General features: G+C 45.0%; 12 protein-coding genes. 3 read left to right on the forward strand and 9 right to left on the reverse strand.

The genetic code is table 11. The features are described 5' to 3' along the window. Positions 1 to 2,442, forward strand: coding sequence for a bifunctional aspartate kinase/homoserine dehydrogenase II (locus SDEN_RS03225; RefSeq protein WP_011495071.1), 2,442 nt, complete (start codon positions 1 to 3; stop codon positions 2,440 to 2,442). 328 nt (positions 2,443 to 2,770) lie between these two features. After that, on the forward strand, positions 2,771 to 4,258 hold the full coding sequence (locus tag SDEN_RS03230; protein WP_011495072.1) for an alanine/glycine:cation symporter family protein: 1,488 nt from the start codon (positions 2,771 to 2,773) through the stop codon (positions 4,256 to 4,258). Between the two features lie 829 nt (positions 4,259 to 5,087). Here SDEN_RS03230 and SDEN_RS03235 read toward each other — a convergent pair. Further along, positions 5,088 to 6,731: a PepSY-associated TM helix domain-containing protein gene (locus SDEN_RS03235; RefSeq protein ID WP_011495073.1), complete on the reverse strand. Its 1,644-nt coding sequence runs from the start codon at positions 6,729 to 6,731 to the stop codon at positions 5,088 to 5,090. Next, a complete protein-coding gene (locus SDEN_RS03240; protein WP_011495074.1) occupies positions 6,728 to 7,027 on the reverse strand; it encodes a hypothetical protein in 300 nt (99 codons plus the stop codon). The genes SDEN_RS03235 and SDEN_RS03240 overlap by 4 nt, the downstream gene beginning before the upstream one ends. Before the next feature lie 403 nt (positions 7,028 to 7,430). Here SDEN_RS03240 and SDEN_RS03250 point away from each other — a divergent pair, with 403 nt between their 5' ends. After that, positions 7,431 to 9,491 (forward strand): TonB-dependent receptor, encoded by a 2,061-nt coding sequence (locus tag SDEN_RS03250; RefSeq protein ID WP_011495076.1) that lies wholly within the window; start codon positions 7,431 to 7,433, stop codon positions 9,489 to 9,491. A gap of 317 nt (positions 9,492 to 9,808) precedes the next feature. On the opposite strand, the gene SDEN_RS03255 is transcribed toward SDEN_RS03250, so the two are convergent. The 7 genes from SDEN_RS03255 to SDEN_RS03285 form a co-directional block, all read right to left on the reverse strand. Further along, entirely contained in the window at positions 9,809 to 10,684 is an 876-nt protein-coding gene (locus tag SDEN_RS03255) for a phospho-2-dehydro-3-deoxyheptonate aldolase (protein ID WP_011495077.1), read from the reverse strand. 75 nt (positions 10,685 to 10,759) lie between these two features. Further along, a complete protein-coding gene (locus SDEN_RS03260) occupies positions 10,760 to 12,073 on the reverse strand; it encodes a hypothetical protein (RefSeq protein WP_011495078.1) in 1,314 nt (437 codons plus the stop codon). A 5-nt stretch (positions 12,074 to 12,078) separates the two neighbouring features. Next, the gene (locus SDEN_RS03265; RefSeq protein ID WP_011495079.1) at positions 12,079 to 13,506 is read right to left on the reverse strand and encodes an MFS transporter; all 1,428 of its coding nucleotides are present in this window, start codon (positions 13,504 to 13,506) and stop codon (positions 12,079 to 12,081) included. A gap of 49 nt (positions 13,507 to 13,555) precedes the next feature. Further along, entirely contained in the window at positions 13,556 to 14,176 is a 621-nt protein-coding gene (locus SDEN_RS03270; RefSeq protein ID WP_011495080.1) for an aminodeoxychorismate/anthranilate synthase component II, read from the reverse strand. A 4-nt stretch (positions 14,177 to 14,180) separates the two neighbouring features. Beyond that, positions 14,181 to 15,581 (reverse strand): anthranilate synthase component I family protein, encoded by a 1,401-nt coding sequence (locus SDEN_RS03275; protein ID WP_011495081.1) that lies wholly within the window; start codon positions 15,579 to 15,581, stop codon positions 14,181 to 14,183. Continuing rightward, on the reverse strand, positions 15,581 to 16,900 hold the full coding sequence (locus SDEN_RS03280; RefSeq protein WP_041406008.1) for a phenylacetate--CoA ligase family protein: 1,320 nt from the start codon (positions 16,898 to 16,900) through the stop codon (positions 15,581 to 15,583). The genes SDEN_RS03275 and SDEN_RS03280 overlap by 1 nt, the downstream gene beginning before the upstream one ends. Positions 16,901 to 16,914: 14 nt before the next feature. Beyond that, on the reverse strand, positions 16,915 to 22,428 hold the full coding sequence (locus SDEN_RS03285; RefSeq protein WP_011495083.1) for a non-ribosomal peptide synthetase: 5,514 nt from the start codon (positions 22,426 to 22,428) through the stop codon (positions 16,915 to 16,917). Between the last annotated feature and the right edge of the window lie 7 nt (positions 22,429 to 22,435).

Here is a 22,435-nt window from a genome sequence, read left to right on the forward strand (position 1 = left end):
ATGGCGCGTAGTCATTTACATAAGTTTGGTGGTTCGAGTCTTGCTGATGCTGACTGCTATCGCCGTGTCGCTCATATTCTGTTGACCCATGGTCACAGCGATGACTTGGTCGTGGTGTCTGCTGCAGGGAAGAGCACTAACTTCTTATATAAATTATTGGATCTGCGCGATACAGGCCAGCTATGGCAAGAAGAGTTACAGGTGCTGATAAGTTTTCAGCAGGCACTCATAGAACAGCTGTTATCAAACGAGCAGGCGCGGGATCTGCGCGAGCGCTTATCTAACGATAAAGCTCAGTTGGCGAGTTTGCTGTCCCTTGAACAGCGTAACGAATACCAAATCAGCCATGTAGTTAGCTTTGGTGAGCGTTGGTCGGCGCGCTTGATGGCAGCATTACTGCGAGAATCGGGCGTGGCCGCAAGTCATGTGGATGCCTGTTCCATTCTGGTGGCCGATGAAGGCGCGGTACCCAAAATTCGAGTAGAAGAATCGAAAGCCAAAATCCAGACCTTACTTGCTGAACGTACTAACGAACGTCTCGTGATCACAGGGTTTATTTGCGCCAATGCTCAGGGCGACACCTTATTACTGGGCCGCAATGGTTCAGACTTTAGCGCCACCTTGATAGCCAGCCTTGCCGACATTGGCCGAGTGACCATTTGGACCGACGTAGAAGGCATATTCAATGCCGACCCTAATAAAATTAACGATGCCAAATTATTAAAAAGCATGTCGTTGGCTGAGGCGGATAGATTAGCTCGCCTTGGATCTCCTGCCCTGCATTCACGCACCTTGCAGCCGTTATTCAATACTCAAGTGAGTCTAGCGGTGCGTTCAAGTTACGCTTCACACACAGATTTCACCTTGATTGCTCCCCAAAGCTCATCGGCCAGCGCACCTGTGGTGACCAGCTTGTCGCAAGTGGTGCTGTTTAGTTTTAAGCTTGAGACCCATAACAAGATAGAGTCAGACTCTCAATCTAAGCCACAGCCTCAGTCGCAGTTTGAGTCTGTATTGGCGGCGTTGACTTCGGCGGGTCTTACGCCTTTGGCCCACTGGGAATATGGCGCAGATAAGCACGAACTGGCCTTTATGCTGGAAAATCAAAAGCAAGTAAATGCACTGCTAAGCAAGCAGGCGCCGACATTTGGCATTACTGAGCTGCAGCTTAATCTGGACTTAGGCCTAGTCGCCCTAGTGAGTGCCGATGCTGAGCATTTTAGACGCAGTTTTGCCAGGTTGTTAAGCCGTGATGCTAAGCCCATTTATCAAGACAATTTAAGCTTAGTGACCTTAGTGCCTCGGGCACAAGTGAATCTGTTAACCCAGAAAGTTCATCGCCGCTGCGCCGGTCCCAAGATGCGGATCGGGGTGTTATTACTTGGCGTGGGTAACATAGGTGAGGCCTGGGTGGATTTATTTCGCCGTGCCAATCATGCCCTTAACAATGAATTAGAAGCCAGTGTCGAGCTGGTGGGCATTGTTAGTTCGAAAAAAGCCTTGATCGCCGAGCAAGGGATTGATCTTAACCATTGGCAGCAGATCTTTGCGGAAAAGGCGTGTCAGTGGCAATACGAGCAGCTGTTTGAGCGCCTAGATAAGTTAGATTGTGATGAAATAGTGGCATTAGACATCAGCGCCAGCGCCAGTTTAACCTTGCAATACCCAGAGTTATTCGCTCGAGGTATTCATGTGGTCAGTGCTAACAAGCTTGCGGGTTCGGGACCTTTACCCTTCTATAAAGAATTAAAGCAGCAACTGAGTAATCGCAGACTGTTCTGGCGCTATAACGCCAGTTGCGGCGCGGGTTTACCTATTCAACATGCCCTCAATGATTTACGCAATAGTGGTGACACCATAGAGGCGGTTGGCGGTATTTTTTCAGGCACCCTATGCTGGTTATTTGAAAATTTTGACGGTAAAAAATCATTCTCTGAATTGGTACTTGAAGCCAAGTCTTTAGGCCTGACGGAGCCCGATCCTAGGGATGATTTATCTGGCCGTGATATGCAGCGCAAGTTGCTTATTCTTGCCCGTGAAATCGGCCTTGGTATCGAACTTGATGATATTAAACTGCATTCTTTAGTGCCAAGCGAACTAGTGGATTTACCGCTGGATGACTTTTTAGCTCAAATTCGCTCTCTAGACAGTGATATTTTGCAGCAATATTTAAGTGCTGCCGAGCAAAACAAGGTGCTGCGCTACGTGGCTTCATTGGACCGAGTCGATGGCAAACTGCAAGCTGAAGTCGGGCTTAAGTGGGTCGACAGTCATCATCCTTATGCCAATCTGACTCCTGGTGACAATGTGTTTGTTATTCGTAGTGCTTTTTACCAAGGTAACCCACTGATCATACGTGGGCCTGGTGCAGGCCGAGAAGTCACCGCCGCTGCGATTCAATCGGATCTGGTGCAGATCTGTAAGGATTTACTGCAAGAGTAAATCCTTGAGTATGTTTGCATCTCGGCCAATTGCGCCGATATAACAGGATGTGAGTGTCATGTAACGAGTGAGACTCATAAGATTAGAACAAACATCAGTACACTCAGTGGCTGGTGTTTTTTTTGGGTATTTTTTCAGCGTCTCTATAAAAAAACACCTATTGATAACCTAAGCTAAACACTTTTAACTTTTAAGTTACCCCCTAGCTTGCTATCTTGCAGTGTCATTGAGGCGCTTAACCTTAGTTTCTACTCTGCTATTGAGTCCTAGAATGCTGGTCGTGCTAATAAATGCTTGGTTAAAACAATAAAAATAGGAGTTATTAGCTATGGATCAACTGGTGAGCACTATTAATGGGGTGATTTGGAGCCCTGCATTGATTTTCCTCTGTTTAGGGGTGGGGTTATATTTCACAATTCGTAGCCGTTTTGTGCAGTTACGTCACGTGCCTGAGATGGTGCGCTTGATATTTGATGGCAAGAGTAACGCAGCGGGTGTTTCTTCATTTCAAGCCCTAGCCATGACTTTGGCTGGCCGTGTCGGTACGGGTAACATAGCCGGGGTGGCGACAGCCATTACTTTCGGCGGCCCTGGTGCCTTGTTTTGGATGTGGATGGTGGCCTTCTTTGGCGCCAGTTCAGCGTTTGTGGAATCGACGTTAGGTCAAATCTATAAAGAAAAAATTGATGGTGAGTTTCGCGGCGGCCCAGCGTTTTATATTGAAAAGGGCTTAGGGATGAAATGGTACGCATGGATTTTTGCGGTGGCGACCATTTTTGCCTGCGGTATTTTACTTCCAGGTGTGCAAGCCAATTCAATCGGCTCAGCATTAGAAACGGCCTTTGATTTAAGCCCGGCAGTGACAGCGGCTCTAATAGCCTTATTGCTTGGCTTTATTATTTTTGGTGGTGTTAAGCGTATCGCCCATTTTGCCAGTGCGGTAGTGCCTTTTATGGCGCTGGGTTACATCATAGTGGCCTGCGTTATCATAGGCATGCATATAGAACAGCTTCCTGATGTCATTATCTTGGTGGTTAAGAGTGCCTTTGGTTTAGAAGCAGGTTTTGGCGCCATCTTAGGTCTGGCTATTATGTGGGGGGTTAAGCGCGGTATATATTCTAACGAAGCAGGTCAAGGTACAGCGCCTCACGCCTCTTCTGCAGCAGCCGTGAGTCATCCCGCCAAGCAAGGCCTAGTACAGGCGTTCTCTGTGTATATCGATACCTTGTTTGTGTGTTCTGCAACGGGTTTTATGTTGTTGATTACGGGGCTTTATAATGTTCAGGGGCCAGAAGGTGAGGCGATATTTACCGGTATTGCCGGAATAGCCGCAGGACCTGGTTACGTGCAGACTGCGATGGAAAGCATGATGCCAGGTTTTGGCAATATGTTTGTGGCGATAGCCTTATTCTTCTTTGCCTTTACCACCATCATTGCTTACTACTATATTGCCGAAACCAATATTGCTTATATTAATCGTCAGGTGCACCGCCCTTGGTTAACCTTACTGCTTAAGTTTGCCTTAATTGCGGCCACTGTGTACGGCACTGTCAAAACCGCCGATCTTGCATGGGGTTTAGGTGACATAGGTGTCGGCCTGATGGCGTGGCTTAACATAGTCGCCATTTTACTTCTGCATAATAAAGCCTTTGCTTGCCTTAAAGATTATGAAGCGCAAAAAGCCCAAGGCTTAGATCCCGTCTTCGACCCTGAAGCCATGGGGATTGAAAATGCTGATTTTTGGGTAGAACGTAAGAAACAGCATCAAGCAATCGCGGATGAAGCCGCCAAAGCACAAGCTAGCAATACGCCGTAAAAGACTTTTTTTCGCCAACAAAAAACCAGCATTAATTGCTGGTTTTTTACTTTTTAGGCATCTGTACTACCACAGGTAATTCATTATCTACTCATGGTGCGAGGCATCAAATGGTATAAATCTGAGTGATATCAAAATGTAACTAAACGGCGTGATAAATACCGTAAAATTTATACAGAAAATGCGGCATATTTGTTTGTGAGTGCTATGCTGAATTATGTGCCTTGGTGAATTTTTATTGTTGAACGCTTAACCTTGTACGCTAAGGCCAATGGGTTGTTCAAGTTGATTTGATTCTGGACGAGGCCACAGTGCTCGCGAGCAACTCATCTCTCATCGTGGTAATACTTAAAGTGCAAGTTGAAAGTGCAAGTAAAAAGTGCAAGTGAAAATCTAAATGCTATAGGTTCAGTTGTTTAACCCTAGTGAGGAGGTATAGGCGATTACGAAAGTACACAGCAAACCCTTTATCCAATAGTACTTAAACCGGTATAAGGAGTTAAGCAAGTTAGATTGATAATAGCGTTTGAAAACATAGTTAAACCTTTACTCAGCTATATGCAGAGTTCAACATGGCCAAAGCCATAGATGTCCCAGCAACACAGTTTGATCGATAAACTGCTCGCAAGAAAGGTGTTATGAAAGCCTGTTAGTGTAAGACAGTAAGACAGTAAGACAGTAAGACAGTAAGACAGTAAGACAGTAAGACAGTAAGACATAGTCTACATTCATTATTAACTTACTTTAGGAGGACATAACAGTTTGATAAGTTTCATTACAAACCAGCGCACCTTAGGGTGCGCTTTCTTTTTAGACTATTTTAATTTTTTTAAGACTGCTGACTTGCAGGATTTGACTCTAATCTTGATTCTGGTGTTTTTTCTAAGCTTGAGCTGTGAGCCGTTGAGATAGCCCAAATACTGTTTGGCTCTCCATAATAGGCGCGCTGTTGCACTTTTTTAGCCCCTAGGTAGAAAGCAATAGCAAACAAAGCTGCAAACACGTCAATAAGATAGGATGATGGTGCTCTAATGCCTTCAGAAAATAGGCTTGGCAATAATACGGCCAATAAACTGGTAGTAGGAATTAACAGGCAGCTTAAGAATAGTGCATAAAGTAAATGAATTGCAGCGCTGGCGGTACCCCTAATAAAGCTGTAACCAAGGGCGCTAAAAAAGATGCTGTAGTAGCACATCATATAATAAGTGTTAACTTGCTCGGCGACTAAATAGAGCCATTTAGTGATTAAAAAACTGCAAGCTACCCCTAGCATAGAGCCCAAGCATACCCCTATGGTTAATGCCCCCATGAAGCGGTTAGCGCGGCTCTGAATGGACTGTTTTTGTCTACGCTTTTCTAGCCAAAGTAAATTGCCACTGTAAAATAAAAAGGCCCCAAGTAGCCCAAGTATAAAATACACCAAGCGGCCAAAATTACCGGCATAATTTCCAAAGTGCAGCGCAAAGAAACTGGTTACTATTGGGTCGTAAATCGGCCCATTTTCTAAGCTTGCGGTGCTAAATTGCACCTCCAAGGTATAAGGATGCATATAAATCACATCGCTATAACCAGAGCGCATAACTTGAGTGTCGCTGGTGATATTAATGGCCAGCGCAGGACCCGGTGAAGACAGATTAGAAAAGGTTAAAGATTTGATGTCATAGCCATCAGTGATTTCAGCCACTTTATTGATATAAGTCTGGATAGAAGGCAAGTCACTTATTTTATAGATCATAGCGCTTCTTTGCGGCCGTTCAAATAATGGCTTATCACCATAAATAAGCCCAAGCCCGCCATAGGCAAAATCATGAAAGGCAAATACCACAACAGTCCAAGCAATAATCAAATGAAATGGGAGACTGATAACGCCGATGAGATTATGGCTATCCAGCCAGAAACGGCTAGCTCCTTTATTTTTTCTTAAGGCGAACAAGTTTTTCGTCAATGTGGGCAGTAAAAAAATAACGCCTGACACTAAGGCTAAAAAATACAAACCTGCTGCAAGGCCCAAGATCAGCACCCCAACCTCGAAATGGTCAACCTCACCCAGGATCCCAGCGGTGCGATGTAGCTGATCGATTAAGCTGCCTAATTCATTCTGAGCATGAGTCTGGCTAATAATTTTATCATTATCATCAAGGCTTGCGTGACTGCGGATATCATCTAAGCGGATCCCGCGTCCTCCACCTTGTGTATACCAACTTAAGGGTGAGGTGTCCCCGCTAAGATCAACAATAAATCCCTGCTGAGTTTTAGGATATTCTTTAAAAGCTTGGGAGATTAAATTGTCTAATTTAGCCTGCGGGATGGCAGCTAAATGCTGATGAACTGGGGTGGCCCACTGGGTAATTTGTGGTTTAAATAATGATAATGCCCCAGCGTAAAAGCCAATAAAGAGCACTAATCCAGAGAGGATGCCCGTCCAAGTGTGTATGCTTTGATAGGTACGAAGTATGTCAGAGCGAATTTTCATGATAATAGCCTCGCCACTAAGTAACCTAAATAAGCCACTAGATTTGCCCCGCCTAGATAGCACAAAGCACTCCATCGAGTTTTGAACATAAAGCTGAATGACAAAATCATTAGCCAGAGCAAGCACAGCATCCACATATTAAATTGCACTTTCACCGGTGCATCTATTCCTCCTGGGCCTTGCCAGGCAAATATCCCGATTAAGGCATAGGCAAGGCTTAAGCCTAAAATCAAGGAAATAATAGTTTTTGACCACCAATGAGGTTGGATTTTTTGATTGCGATAGGCCTGGATCATTGGGGACGTTCCGAGTTTTTTAATAGGCTAAGAAAGGGAATAGAAATCAAGTTAGTGAAGCTTATCAGTAGCCAAATAAACAGTGCCGATGGCGGATGCAGAGCCGTTAAAAGCGGCCATAGGGAGAGAAGAATTAACAGGCAACCTAAGATTAGAAATCCCTTTGTGAGTCGCTGTTTAATCATCTTTTGATGTCTGCTACTGAGGTATATCAGTACAGAACCCAAAATATTTAAGGCTATTGCAGCAAGTTGAAACATGACGACTCAATTTCCTTATGTTTGAGTATCGAACGGCAAATATAATATTGTAAATGAGAGTGATTTGCAATTGCGTTTGATGTAGCTTGTGGGGCTTAAAATAGTCAGGCCTAGCTATCACCGAGAGAATTTTGAGGTATATCATGGAACAGAAAATGTTTAAAAAGAAACTTTTAGTCGCAGCAATACTTTGCACTCCAATAATGTCTCCTGTAAATGCCGCCGTAGATGCGCAGCCGATGAGATCGATTGAAGTGATTAAAGTCGTAGGGGAGAAGACCGAGCGTAGCTTGAAGGATACGACTTCTTCGGTTTCAGTTATTGATGAAGACAAACTTGCCAGTGGCCAATACTTATCTGTATCAAATGCCTTATCTGAAGTGCCGAACCTAGTGACCTTAACGGGTTCAGTACCTGATATTCGCGGTATCTCTGGTAATGGTTCAGCCACTGGATTTAACTCATTTACTGGTGGTGCTAAGGCGAGGGTTTCAACCTTAGTTGATGGGGTGGCCGAGCCGTTTGTGGCCGATATGACCGGTGATAGTGGGCTTTGGGATATTGAGCAGGTAGAAGTGTTTCGCGGCCCGCAATCTACTATCAATGGCCGCAATAGCATAGGTGGCACCATATTTGTAAAAACCAAAGATCCTACTTTTGATTGGAATGGCGCTGTGCGAGGGGGGTATCGCAATCAGCAAGATTACATCGACAGTGCAGTCATGTTGTCTGGTCCCATTTTTGAAGACCAACTTGCCTTTAGAATTTCTGGGCAAAACTTAACCGGTAACACCTTTAACAAAGGTGAGGTTTACGCTGGTAACCCTGCCCATTTTGATCTCAATGAGTTAATTAGTCGTCGTTGGCGAGGCAAGCTATTGTGGCAACCCACAGGCGCTGATAACTTTACTCTGCTCTATAGTTTTACCTATAACGATGAGAAAGGGGATACAGGGAGAAACTATTTCTCTGGTGATAATCCTTGGGCATACAAGCCGCTATTTCAGCGCTACATTGAAACAGAATCTAATACTCATTCTGTCAAAATAGATTACCGCCTAAATGATGATTACTCTTTTGATTTGCTAGCGGCTTATATCGATTATGATTGGGGTTTTGAGGGCTATGAATCCGTAGCTGCAGCTGAGCAGCAGGTCATAATGCAAGATAAGAGCTACACCTTAGACGGTAAGTTTAATTTTGGATTGCAAAACCCTGAATTTAATGGTTTTGTTGGTTTATCTTATTATAAGCGTGAACAGGATTTTAGCAGCTCTGGTGGCGTAACTTATGTGGGTGACGACAGCAGTAGCTCGCATTCTATTTATGGTGAAGTGAGCTACGCCTTAACAGAGCAATGGAAAATTATTGCTGGTGGTCGGGTAGAGAAAGAGCAGCAAATTCGTAACTTTGCTATGAGCACCCGAGGAAGGGTAGTGGCTGATAAGCTAGATGATGACCACAACATAGCTTTACCTAAACTGGTATTACAATATGCGTTAAATCAGGATACTACGCTAGCAGTGAGCGCTAGAAGTGGCTATAACGCAGGTGGCGGGGCGCTCTCGTTTGCTGACAATGCCTATTATTACTATGAAAAAGAAACGGTAGACACCTTTGAGCTAAGCTCTCGTAGCAGCTTTGATGACGGTAATATCAATATTAGCAGTAACGTGTTTTACAATAATTTTGATGGCTATCAAGCCTCCAATAATGAACGTAAAATCACTAATATAGATGAAGCTGTTACTTACGGGCTTGAGCTTGAAGCGGGGGTTATGCTCAATGACGATTGGCAGCTAAACTCTGGGTTAGGTTTGCTAAAAAGTGAGATAAAAGCTGCCTCCCCAAGCTATGGTGACATTATAGGTAACGAGTTAAATTCAGCCCCTAAAATTACGGCTAATATTGGCCTTAAATATTGGGTTAACGATGAATTGACCTTAGGTTTGTCCGGGAATTATGTGGGCGAGTATTACGCTGATATTAATAACACCACTGAGCGCGTTGCCGGAGATTATGTGGTGTCACGTTTGAATCTTGATTATCAAAACGATCAATGGCGAGTGAGTGGGTTTGTTAATAACCTTTTTGATGAACAAGCACTTACCGTAAATGAGCCTGCGAATCGCAGTTATCCTCAAGGTTATGCCGCTATTATAGAGCCCCGCGCGTTTGGGGTATCAGTGACTTACTCTTTCTAGGCTGGAGCAGTCAGTAAATTGCACTTAATTATTTTACGCCAGTGTTAATTCACTGGCGTATTTTTTACTCTTAAATTCAGAGTACAACATACTATTACTCTGATATCTTAGTTTTTGAGCGTTCATTACATTGTTGGTGATCAGTTCTCGTAACCATTTATGGCTGGGATCTAAATCAAAGTGATTATGGCACATAAGTAGATATCTTCATTTAAACGGCCTTCGACGTGGATTAATCGTTAGGCTAGTTTCAAGTTAACCATCCAGCTGGAGGTGAAGCCTGTATAGAGAGGCATTCACCACTTTTAATCATTAAATTATTCTAAGAGATATTCTTTATTTATCTCATTATTGAAAGCCAGATGTTCTTTAATGACTTTTTTATCAAATAGCTTACTTCCTTTTTTATTAAAGGATAATATTTGTGAAATAATAATTTCCAACTCTTTAGGCGTTATTTGTTGTTTTGCATCTGACCATGCATTATCTGGGTCTATGTGAGACTCTATCATTAATCCATTAAAGCCATATCCAATAGCTAATTCTGATATCAATTTAATAAATTCACGATTCCCGCTAATATGACTTGGGTCGCAAATAATAGGCAAGTCCGGCAATCTATTTTTTAACTCGATTGGGATTTCCCAGATTGGCGGGTTTCTATACATAAATTTTTCCACAGTAGAAAACCCCCTATGAATTCCTGCAATTTCAGTAATACCTGCGGCTTGAATGCGTTCTATTGCCCCAATCCATAATTCAATATCAGGATTGATAGGGTTTTTAATGAGCACAGGAATGTCATTACCAGCAAGAGCATCCGCAATCTCTTGAATAGCAAAAGGGCTCACTGTCGTCCTAGCACCTATCCATAGCATATCTAGACCATATTCTAATGCTAGTTTAACATGGGCGGCATTGGCGACTTCTGTTGTTATGGGTAGCCCAGTTTCCTCTTTAGCCTGCGCTAGCCACTCTAAGCCTTGTTCACCCACACCTTCAAATTTTCCTGGTCGAGTCCTTGGTTTCCAAATTCCGGCACGTATAACCTGGGCTCCCGATGCTTTGACACTATGAGCGGTTTGCAGTAGTTGTTTTTTTGTTTCGGCACTACAGGGGCCAGCAATAAATAATGGTCCTTTGTTTAGTAAACTGGAAAGCAAACTTGATTTTAACTTTTTAGCTATACTCATATCTTACGTCCTGTAATTTCTAAGTTCTAAAAAATGTTGAAAACTGATTTTTGTGCGTTGCTGTTATTGGTAAACTTAACCATCAGATAATGCTTCTAGTGTCTCGTGGTGATAATTCTCACAAATTTCCTTTAGCTCATCTGTTATATACTTAATAACGGGTTCTGCTAGCCCTTCATATAAACCAAAATCCATATCTATTCGTCCAGAAATATTGTCGCTATTGTCATCTAGTGTGATTTCAAAGCCGACACGACAGGTGTCATTTGGGAGTAATTTCATTGTCAGCGACTCAGTTTTACTCAGGGGCATAGTCTTCCCATCACTTTTTGAATTCCATGCATTGAATAGCTGAGGAAAAGGTAGGGCATAAGCCGCAGTTCGAGGCGATATACCTTGAGGATAGAGATAAGAGGGTTCAATTTGCTGACGACTAGCAGCGCTTATCACAGAACGTTGCAGACCTTTGAGTTCAGCAGTTATACCCTCATCAAGCCGGTGCGTGGTTGTCACTGGTACAGTGATTGATAGAGGGCCTACGACATTGAGGTCATCATTTTCTAGTCTGTTGGCAAAAGGCACCCCGGTAACAACCGTTTTGACCTTACTTAATGCACAAACAGCACGCTGAAAGGCACCAAACATTAATACAAATGGTGTGACACGATAAGCCTTAGCACAGGCTAAAAGCTTAATACGTGGCACCGAAGTGTTGAAATGAACACTTTGCATTTTCAATGAAGTACTTGCCTGTGGTTTCCTTATGGCATCAAGTCCATAGGGGCCAGGAGCTGGATAAGCTAACAGCCGCTCCTGCTCACTGACTAAGTGTTTGTTTGGAGAGCTGCTTTTTAACTTGATGTACTCACCCCAGCACTGTGATGACACAGATGTCTTGCCATTATAGCGATCAACAATATCTTGCATTAGTAGATCGATTGATGCGCCATCACAGGTAAAGATCCAAAAACCGATCCAAACATGTAAGCCAGTATCATCGGTGACTGAAGCCAGCCTGAGTCCTGGAATGTTGGCTTTTTTGGCTCTATAAGACAAAAAAGATCCATCCGTCATACCTGTATGCTCAATGGCAAGATGCTTAAGCAGCACTTCGCGAAGCTGAGCTTCTTCAGGTGCATAACCCACAAGTTCGTCAGCTTCAATATCAAACTTCGCGGCAAGAATGGCATGCCGTGCCAGTGTATCGGCTATTGCACAATACACTTTTTGGGCTACACAACTCGGGGAGAAGTCCAAGCGTATGGCACCACAATATGCACGACCTGTTTGATCTAGCATTGCCCCGGTCCATTTTTCACGCATTCCCGTAGAGCTAGGTACTGCTAGTTTAGGGCCGTCAACTGCTGGGATTAAAGTATTATCAAGCATGGTTATCACCTAATTTCTGCACTGGGTTCACCGATAGTCGGTGCTAAGGCATTACGGCTGAAACCAACAACAATGGCGCCAGTTATTAGTACAAAAGAGGCGATTAAAAACGCAGTCATAAATCCGTTTGAGTCAATATTCACTACACTGGTATCGTCTTTGACTGCAAGAGCGATGGAAACTAGAATCGTAACGCCACCGACCTGAAGTAATTGCTGTATTGTGGTCGCGATCCCCGATCCTGAACCCGCATCAGCTTCAGACAGATCGCTGGTCGCAAGCGATTGTGCAACCGGCGCGACACAGCCAAAACCTATAGCAGTGACCAGCATCGCAGGCATCATGCCAACCCAATAGTTATTAGCATTCACCCCAAGTGCAAACAGCACAAAGCCTAAGGATGAAATTATCAGGCCGATAACGGCAGCAGCTAAGGCACTTTTTCGTTGCTCTATGGTTATGGACAGGAAAATACCAGGGAAAAAACCTAAACAGAATGGCAGCCAAGCTAGACCTGTTTGCAGCGGTGTCATGCCAAGGGAGTCTTGCATTAGTAACACACCAAGATAGAACAGCGCACCGGAAGTCGCGGCTTGAATCGCAATGATGCCATAACCAGCAAGCCTAGGTGAACGCGTCATAAGCCGAGCGGGTATTATGCCATCTTCGGATTGTTTACAACGTTTAAGCACCAAGGTAATGCCCAAAGCACCCAGTAGTAATAATGTGATACGCAGCAAAGTCAGTTGCTCTATGCCTGTACCTATAATAGCCATAACGATGGCGACCATAGCAAAAACTAGGATGCATGCATTACCAAGATCTAAGTGTGTGGATATCTTTTTAGGGAATGTTGGGATGACAAGCACAATAGCAACGCCTAAGGCTAAGATAATCGGGATGTTAATACCAAAGATCCAGCGCCACGACAGGTATTCTGTGAGGACTCCAGAGAGTAAAACTCCCAAAATAGATCCAAGTCCACCAAGTCCTGCCCAAATCCCGAATGCTTTGCCGCGTTCGGGGCCAGAGGGGAACAATAAGGATATCATGGCTAAACCATTTGCAGCTGCGAGCGCTTCACCTACACCTTGTCCTGCACGCCCGACTATGAGTAGTGTAGCGTTAGGTGCAAGCGTTGCTACCACGGAGAAGATAGCAAAAATGGCTACCCCAAATTTAAATATACGCAGCACGCCATAGGCATCACCTATGCGGCCACCTAGCAGCAGCAGCGACCCTGCGGCAATCAGGTAGGCATTAACGACCCAAGTTAAAGAGCCATCGGTAAGGCCTAGATCATGTTTGATTTGCGGCAAAGCCACATTCACTACAGTAGCGTCAAGCAGTAGTACCAGCTGCATAATAGAGATAACACTCAGTATCTGCCATCGCTTAGCATTCATTGTTTGCTTTCCTAAAATCTCAGTCATTTTATTTCACTCCACTCATTTAAATTAACTTCCCTATTGGTATTTTCTGTTATGCAGTACTTTTTTCTGGCGCTAAGGATTGCTCCATTATGCTGACCCGATTAACCAAGGCTAATGAATTACGAACCATAGCGAGGCCATGCTCAGTTCCGATACTCTCGGGGTGAAACTGAACAGCTTCAATGGGACGAGTACGATGGCGTATCGCCATATTCACACCACTGCCTTGGGTGATTGCCGTCGTGAGCAATTCTCCATCGAGTTCGGGAGCCGCAATAGCGAGCGAATGGTACCGAACAACCTTTATTGGAGATGGAACACGGTTAAAAATGCCTTGTCCGTCATGTTGAATCATTGCATATTTACCATGCTCCACTGTCGGAGCACGCATGAGTTTCCAGCCGAAGAAGGCTCCTATGGCTTGGTGGCCTAAACAGACGCCAAATACTGCTTGATCTTCATCTATTGCATTGAGTATGTCTAAGTAACCATGCTCCTCATGGGTGCCAGGACCTGGTCCCAAAACAAGCAGATCTGGCTGCCATTGCTGGTAATGCTCTAGTGGATTATCGTTTACTCGCACCACTTTAGTCTTGGCACCGCACTTAGCGTAATAATGTTCAATAACAAAAACAAAGCTATCGAAGGCATCTACTAATAATACTTTCATATACTTACCCCATAGCACGAGAAAAAGAATTGATCTTCGCCCCAGCTTCTTCCCATTCAGAGGAAGCCTGTGAATCGGCAACAACCCCTGCAGCTGATTGCAATAGGTAAAGCCCTGAATCTCCAATGATGGTTCGAATTGTTAAAGCAAGCACAGCACTATTCGTCCCCGAGATATATCCGGCGCAGCCGGTATACAAGCCGCGAGCCGCCTGTTCTAAATCCGAAATAATTTCCATCGCACGGATTTTTGGGGCTCCCGTCATGGTGCCTGCAGGGAAATTCGTTGCAATCAAATCCCATATGTCACATTCACGGCGCACAGGGGTATCAATGGTTGAGACCAAATGAAGCAGTGGACCATAAGCATCCTCCTGCATAAATGAGCTCACCTTTACCCCACCCGTGACAGCGCACCGGGCTAGATCATTACGGGCTAAATCAACCAGCATCAGGTGTTCAGCAGCTTCTTTGGGGATTTTTTCTAATGGACTACCTCCATATTCTTCATGAGTCATGGTGCCTGCAATGGGACGAACTTGGGCCATTCCGCCGCTAACACGGAGCATAAGTTCTGGACTCGATGAAATAACATGCCGATCGCCAAGATCTAAGTAATACATATAGGGAGCCGGATTAATCGACACCAGACGTTCGTAGAGATCGACAGGAGGAATAGCCGCATTTGATATCGCGCGACGACATAATTGTACTTGGTAAATATCACCGATACGTATATGTTCTTTAGCCCGTTCAACCGCAGCGTAAAAGGCATCTTTTTCGGTCAAATCCTTTATGCTTCCTAGCTGCCAAGGTTTCATCGGAGCGGAAGATTGTTCAGGCTGGGTCAGTGCATCAACTAATATCTGAGTATTAACGACCTCATCATGTTGAGTTTTAAGTACGTCTATTTGTGCGCCTTTTTCTGCATCATCCCCATGGTCATAGTGCACTAGATAACGATAAACCCGCATAAGCACTTCAGGCTCACCTTGTTCAGCCGTCATTTGCGGTAAGTGCTCAAAAAAGCGAGCGGCACTATAGCCTAAAGTCAACATAATGGGATATTCCTCAGGCAATGACAGCAGCTTAGTCACCTGACGCAACCGCTCACACAGCGGCTGATTTGCGTCATTGACCAGTGCATAACATGCTGCAACATATTGCTCAAAAGGCCCTTTGCCATCTATGTACCAGATGTTATCCACGAGTTTGATTTCGAGTAATTTATCAAGCATAAACATGGTTTTTGAACCATCAATGTCTTGAAAGCCTCGTTTCGTTTCGAACAATGCTGGATGAGGGTACAGGCCGAGCATGCCTTTTCGCACCTGTGCTAATGGGGCAGCCTCAGGCACCTTAGTGCGCTCTACCGCCCAGGAACTTTCTGTTAGCTGAACTAACATTAGCTTGATTTCCTATTATCAATGATACGAGCATGTTTCCAGGATACATAAGCTCCTGTTTCCGTTCGTGCGTCTAACTGTTCGGTTACATTCAGCTTGACTGGAATAGCAAAATAATCCGTCATTTTCTTTTGGATCTGTGCAATGGAACCGGGTTCAATAGTGGCTATCACTGAGACTTCTATCGTTTCTGTCCCATTGTCTGCAGTTGAAACCGCCACTTGGTATCCTAGAACATTATCAACGGCACCTAAGACTGCTGACTCAATTGACGCGGGCAGCATTTGACGCTCAGCTATGGTAATAATGTCATCAACTCGACCAAAGACTTTCAGGCAGCGAGAATGGCTGCCACAGCTGCAGTTAGTTGCAGGACTAAAGCTAGCTAAATCGCCGGTGCGGAATCGAATCAATGGCTTAGCGCCAGGCACCAACATGGTCAAACACAGTTCGCCAATCCCTTCTAAACCTGGGATAGGTAGAATTTCAGCGAGATAATTTGTTTCGCAAAAATGTAAATTACCTTGTGAGCAACCGGTGGCAACCGCATGGGCCTCCTGTGAGCCATAAAGGCCATGACTACAGTTAGCTCCCCAAAGGTGAGCAATATTTTGTAGCATTTCAGGGGTGCATAATTCACCCAGTACGAAAATCTGATCGACACTCGTCTCACGGGGGGCTACGCCAATGCTGGTATAAAAGCGTGCTAATGCCAGCGCTACCGCCGGCGAGCAAATGAGTGAACGTACACCAAGATTGGTAATTAAATGAGCGGCTTTATCAAGACCAACTCTGGGACTCTCCGGCCACAATCTAACAAAGGGAATACCCAGTTTCCGACAAATTTCTCCATAGGTATCCCCAAATGCATACAATTCAGAAGGCCCCATGATGGCCGTTAATGCATTCATAGTGCCGAATCTTGCTTGGTACACATCATTCATGGCTTTTTTGACAAAAGCACCACTGGTTTCTACATCAATCGAGGATCTGGGGCAGGGGGTGGGTGTTCCTGTGGTTCCAGTCGTCTCGTAGTACATAGCAATTTTATCGAAAGGAAGGCTGCAGACAGAGGTACCTGCAAAGCGAAGATCTTCCTTAGTCGTGAAAGGCACCCCATCGAGAACCTTAAATTGACTTGAGGAACCGGATTTATTGCGTAGATGCTCACGATAAAACGAAGATTGCTCATCCACATAATCGATGACTTTTTCCGCGTGAGATTCAGTCGTTTGGAATAGATTTTTCAGTTCTATTTGCCCGTTGATATAGTCATCTATATGTTCGAGCCACTCTTGATGTAATTGATTGTTAAACATAGCTTTCTCTCCCTCTAAGATATGCATTGGGCTAATTCACCAATGGTGTCAGTCAGCATAATGTTCTCAAGTGAAATGGGGTGCGATAATTTAGCTTCCAATTCAATCTTGATCTTCATTGCCGTTAGGGAGTCACCACCCAAATCAAAAAAATTGTCATCGGGTAGTATTACTGGTTTGGCAAGGATGGTCGAAATCACAGGTATGATTTCGCGTAAAATGCTATTGGTGTTATTTGGCTTTTGCTCTTTCATATCATTCCTTAATATTTCACGGAGGGTTCGAATATCTACTTTTCCATTCTTAGACAGGGGTAATTCATCTAGCTGTTGGATAACCTTAGGTACCATGTATGTAGGTAAGCTGGCTATGAGTGCAGCATGGATCACAGGCTCGAGATTAGCCTTGCCAATATAAGCCAATGCGATTTGCTTTGGCCGTCCATCCGAGCCGAGCAATGCTACTGCGCAGGCTCTTGAAACACCTGAACATTTTTGTGACACATTTTCGATTTCACCCAGTTCAACCCTGAGGCCATTGATCTTGATTTGATTATCCACTCGACCTAAGATCTCTATTTCGCCGTTAGGCAAGTAACGTCCCAGATCCCCTGTACGGTACATCCTACGTCCTGTTTTTGGGTGGAAAATGAATGTCTGTTGACTCAGTTCCGGCTGGCCGATATAGCCATTTGCTAGCGAAATATCACTCTCTACTAGCATTTCCCCTGGCACCCAATCTGGACGGTCAGCCAAATCATCAGCGACAATATGATATTTGGAATTCATCATTGGTTTTCCATAAATCACGGAACGAGCAATGCTGCCTTCATCATGGTGGATCTCATGGATCACTGACCAGTTTGTGGTTTCAGTTGGCCCTCCACAGGAATACAGGGTGGCCGATGGGAACAAAGCTCTGGCCCGAGGAAGCAGTGAAAGTGGTATCCAGTCTCCAGCCATGACTATGTTTTTTACGGAATCGACTATCCGAGTTATATTTGCTGTTTCAGCGACGGTACATAACAGGTCCATGATGGCAGGCACACATGCCCAGAATGTGACCTGGTGTCTATGATGTAGTCGTAGCCAAGCTTCTGGATCAGGCCCAGCTGCGGGTTCAGGCATCACAACTGAGCCCCCATGTAATAGTGGACCGAAAATATCAAATACTGACATATCGAAATGCAAAGCAGCGGTAGCAAGATGCCTACTGGAATTATCCAAAGCGAAGCGTTCGACCACATCATATACGTGATTAACGACTGCTATTTCTGGGATTTCAACGCCCTTAGGTTCCCCGGTAGAGCCTGAAGTGAAGATCACATAAGGTACGTAGTGTTGTGGGACCGGTGCGAGTTCGAAGTCCATCGGCTGTTTCGCCCAAACCTCAAAATCACGAGCTGTCAGCTCTATCTTTTGCAAACCATCAGGTGTTATAGCGCCAGGAACCGTGATCACCGCGCGAACCCCTGCTTTAACAAGCATTTTTCGCATCCGCTCAGGAGGCAGATCGATATCTATGGGGACGTAGCCCAGCCCCGCCAATAGGCAAGCGTAAACACTGGCGTAATGTAAAACGCCTTTTGGGAGTATGATGCCAACAAACTGATCATTCGGCTTAGAAACGCCTTTCATAAGCTGGCTAATATGTGCAGACGCATTGCCTAGCTCAGCCCAAGTGTAGCTATGATTAGCATCAATTAACGCTAACGCGTTACCAGGGTCTTTAACGCGTGCTAACAGCATATCGCGCAAGTGAATTTGTGGTACTGCAGCCTCTGTCATGTTCACTGAGTTGCGTATTGCTATTTGTGCTTGGGGTCTAAATTCACGCTCTGTGCGATCCCACTCTTGGGGATCCTTTGAGAGTTCTTGTAGGAATTCACAGAATGCCTCAAACATCGCCTCTATCACATCTGGTCGAATAACCCCTGAAAGGTAATCCCATTTGAAATAAAGCGTGCCCTGTGATTCTCGGATCTGGACATCCAGTGTCACCTGTGGGGTCTGTGAAACACCGAATACTTCACGTCCCAGCAGGGACACATCATGTCGACCAGGGTGCCCAAGCAGGCTGGTCAAAACCACGGGCATAAGCGGAGTTAGCCCTGACTGGCGAAATCTTGATAACTCACGTAATACTTCGACGCCAGTAAATAGTCTGTGATCAAGTGCTTGCCAAATCGAGTTTTGCAATCGCTGGCCACGGACCTCGAAGGTTTCATTGGCAACAGGCTCATAGGGGACTAATAGTGTATTAGTGAAGTCGCCCACGACCAGGTCTATGTCATCACTGACAGGCATCCTGTCTGAGACAGGGAAATTCAAGGTAAATTGACGTTCTTCGCTCCAACAACGCAATACTTCACATAACGCCAAAGCCACTACCCCTGACGGAGATATGTTGCGTTTTTGGGCCTGTGCCTTGAGCTGATCCCAGCTGTCTTTTTCTAGGGTACTGTGATGTCGTTGAAACTTTTGGATTAAAGATGATTCACCCTTTTCGAGCAGTGGTAATTTAGGCGCGGCCGGCAGCTGAGTGATTTTTTGTAGCCAGTAATCTTTATCCGCGCGATAACGCTCACTTTTAACCACCTTGTGTCTGTAGGCAACATAATCACTGAAGGTGGTTTTGAGCTCAGGTAGCTGGGCTTTATCATCCTTGTAAAGCTCTATCAGATCTGGAATGATCACTTGAAAAATCGACCATGCATCGGCAATTAGCATATCAACACAAAAATGAATTCTGCTTAAATCACTGCTGATTTTGCTTACCTTAAACTGGAATAAAGGCCACTGGCTCGTACCAATCTCTTCGTCTGCCATCTGGCTTCGAATGAGATCAATTTCTTCGTTAATTTTGCTCTGTGGAAGCTCACTTAAATCAACAAACTTAACCGCCTGGGTGCCATCAACTGCTCCGATCCTCTGTTTGCCAGTGTCATCAATCGTCATTCTAAGCATAGGGTGACGGGCGACTAATAACCCCACAGCACGCACAAAATTCTTATGATTAAGCTGCTTCACCTCCCATTCGAAATACCCTTGGCAGCCTACACCTCCGTAATCGAAATCAGCACCGCGACCAATCCATAACGCCTGCTGACTTTCGTTGAGCTCAAAGGGTAATAGTTGTTCATTGGCGGCTAAGTTATCAAATTGGGGCAGATGTGCTTCTTTGGATGCATTGGCTAATTGCACTAGGTTGGATAGAACAGGATTGCCAATGAACGCACTCATTTCAATGTTGATCCCGTGCTTGCAAGCAAGCTCACCCACTAAGCGCATGGCTCGTAATGAGTCTCCACCAGATTGAAAAAAGCTGGATGTTAATATGGCTTCATCTGAGCGGGTCCAGGTGAGCCAGCAATCACGCACAGCCGTTTCAACTTTTGTGCTGGGATAAAAGACTAATTGATTAGCATCTCGTTTGATCTTAACCGATCGTAACGCGCTATAGTCAACCTTGCCATTGCTTCCAAGTGGCAGTATTCCTGAAACGATCTGACTTGGCTGAGCGGCGGGTTGCAGCCTATCACCAAGATGCTGACGCACAGCCTCCACAACGCAGGCGGCTCCAGGAGCCTGCTCAACAAACAGGACTAAGGTTGTTCCTGTATCATCTGTGATACTGGTAGTGGCAGCCTTTATCACCCCTTCAACTTCGAGTGCGGTGATATCCACCTCAGCCAGATCCACCCTGTTTCCTCTGATCTTTACCACAGCGTCAGAGCGTCCGAAAATGTCTAGCGTTCCATCTAAACGCATCCGAGCTCTGTCACCTGAGGTATACTGTAGCGCTGAACTACTATCGAGTTTATTCGAGTGGAAATTCTTCACGGTATCTTGATCGTTAAGGTAACCGATGGACAAGGTAGACCCTGTGATAATTAGCTCACCAATACAATTGGCGGGCAACTCTTGGCCATGCTCATCCACAATATACAAATTCACCCCAGGCACTGCCCGTCCTGTCGAAGGTAATAAGGTGCGCCGAGTCGCTGAAAGATCTTCAATGGAAACCACAGCCGCTTCCGCTGAACCATAGACATTAAGTACTCGGTAATTAAGGGATGTTGGTGGCCACTGCTTACAACGTTCACCAGCAATTAACATGGTATTTAGCGCAAGTTGCTGTTCATTGGCCCACAGTGTTTCTGCAATGGATGTCATGACTAAGGTATGAGTTACATTGTGTTTTTTAAACCACTGCGCCAGTAAACGAGCATCCTTTACAACCTCAGAGGAGGGGATACACACAGTGCCGCCAGCACCAAGGACGGGTAAAGGGTCAACTTCAACCATGCCGTATCCTGGAGACGATAACCAAGAGCCTCTTGAGCGTTCGTTTAGCGCCGTATAATCTATGATGGTGCCAATGGTTGCGACCATGCCTGTGTACGACAGCCGAGCCGCTTTCGGACGCCCAGTACTTCCTGATGTTTCAGCGATAAAACAGTCTTGCTCAGTGGTCTTGACCCAGTCAGCATATTTACGGTCAAGCTGAGAGAGCTGCAGATATTTTTTGCCAATATTAATCACAGTGTAGCCAGACAAATTATCTGCTCTAGCTGTGGTGCTGGCTGCTGCAAGTATGGCGTCTGGAGCGCATTCCTCTATGTAGGAGTTGATCCTATAATCAGGATGTACAGGATCGATCAGTACACAGGTGCCCCCCATGCGCTGAATCGCGATTATCGAGGCTAAATGTTGCCAACTTCGCTCCATGAATAATGCAATTCTTGGGTGTTTTCGGCTGAGGTTCACTTGCTCGGATATCTGTTGCAATATGACACTGGAGGCATGCCAAAGCTCGGCATAAGTCAATGTTTGGCTACTGGTATTGTCTATAATGGCTAGGGCAGTGGGGCGCAGCTGTTTATGTTTGAAGACAAGCTCTACCAAGGGTTTAGATTGATGGCATTTATCGTGACGGCGAGTTGGCATGGCATCATAGGTTGGGATTGCCCTAGGATCCAATACCCGCGCACAGGCAAAGGCTATTAATTTTCGTAGCTGCATACGTGCTGATAAATCGATGCGATCTTGTCTTACTGATAACAAAAACCGTCCATTTTGTGCTAAAAACCACACCAATGAGGTGATAGGTGGGTTAATGGTTCCGTCCGTTACCTCTATATCAACACGAGCAGTAACGTCACGCCTTGGCAATTCTTTAGACAAGCGCTGCTCAGCAAGGTAAGCCTTGACGTTATGGCTATGGCATAGGTCATTAGCATCAACCTCAACACAGGTTGCCAATCCATCAGCGAATAAGCCAACATTGATACAAGCTTCAGGACTTAACAAGGAGCCCAACATGGCCGCAATAGCAGTGAGATCATTGAAAGAAGCTGTCAGCCCATCAGGTAAGATTATCTCCTCCTCAACACGTTCAACCTCGCTTGAGTGGTTTGAATCCAGCGTTTCAAACGCGTCCCAAATTGTTTTATTGCCATTTGGACTGTCTTTTACTCGCTTATGAACCCGTAACTGTTCGCCTAAATCAATTGTTCCTAACGTCATTTCATTA

The sequence above is a fragment of the Shewanella denitrificans OS217 genome, from assembly GCF_000013765.1.
Classification (GTDB): Bacteria; Pseudomonadota; Gammaproteobacteria; order Enterobacterales; family Shewanellaceae; genus Shewanella; species Shewanella denitrificans.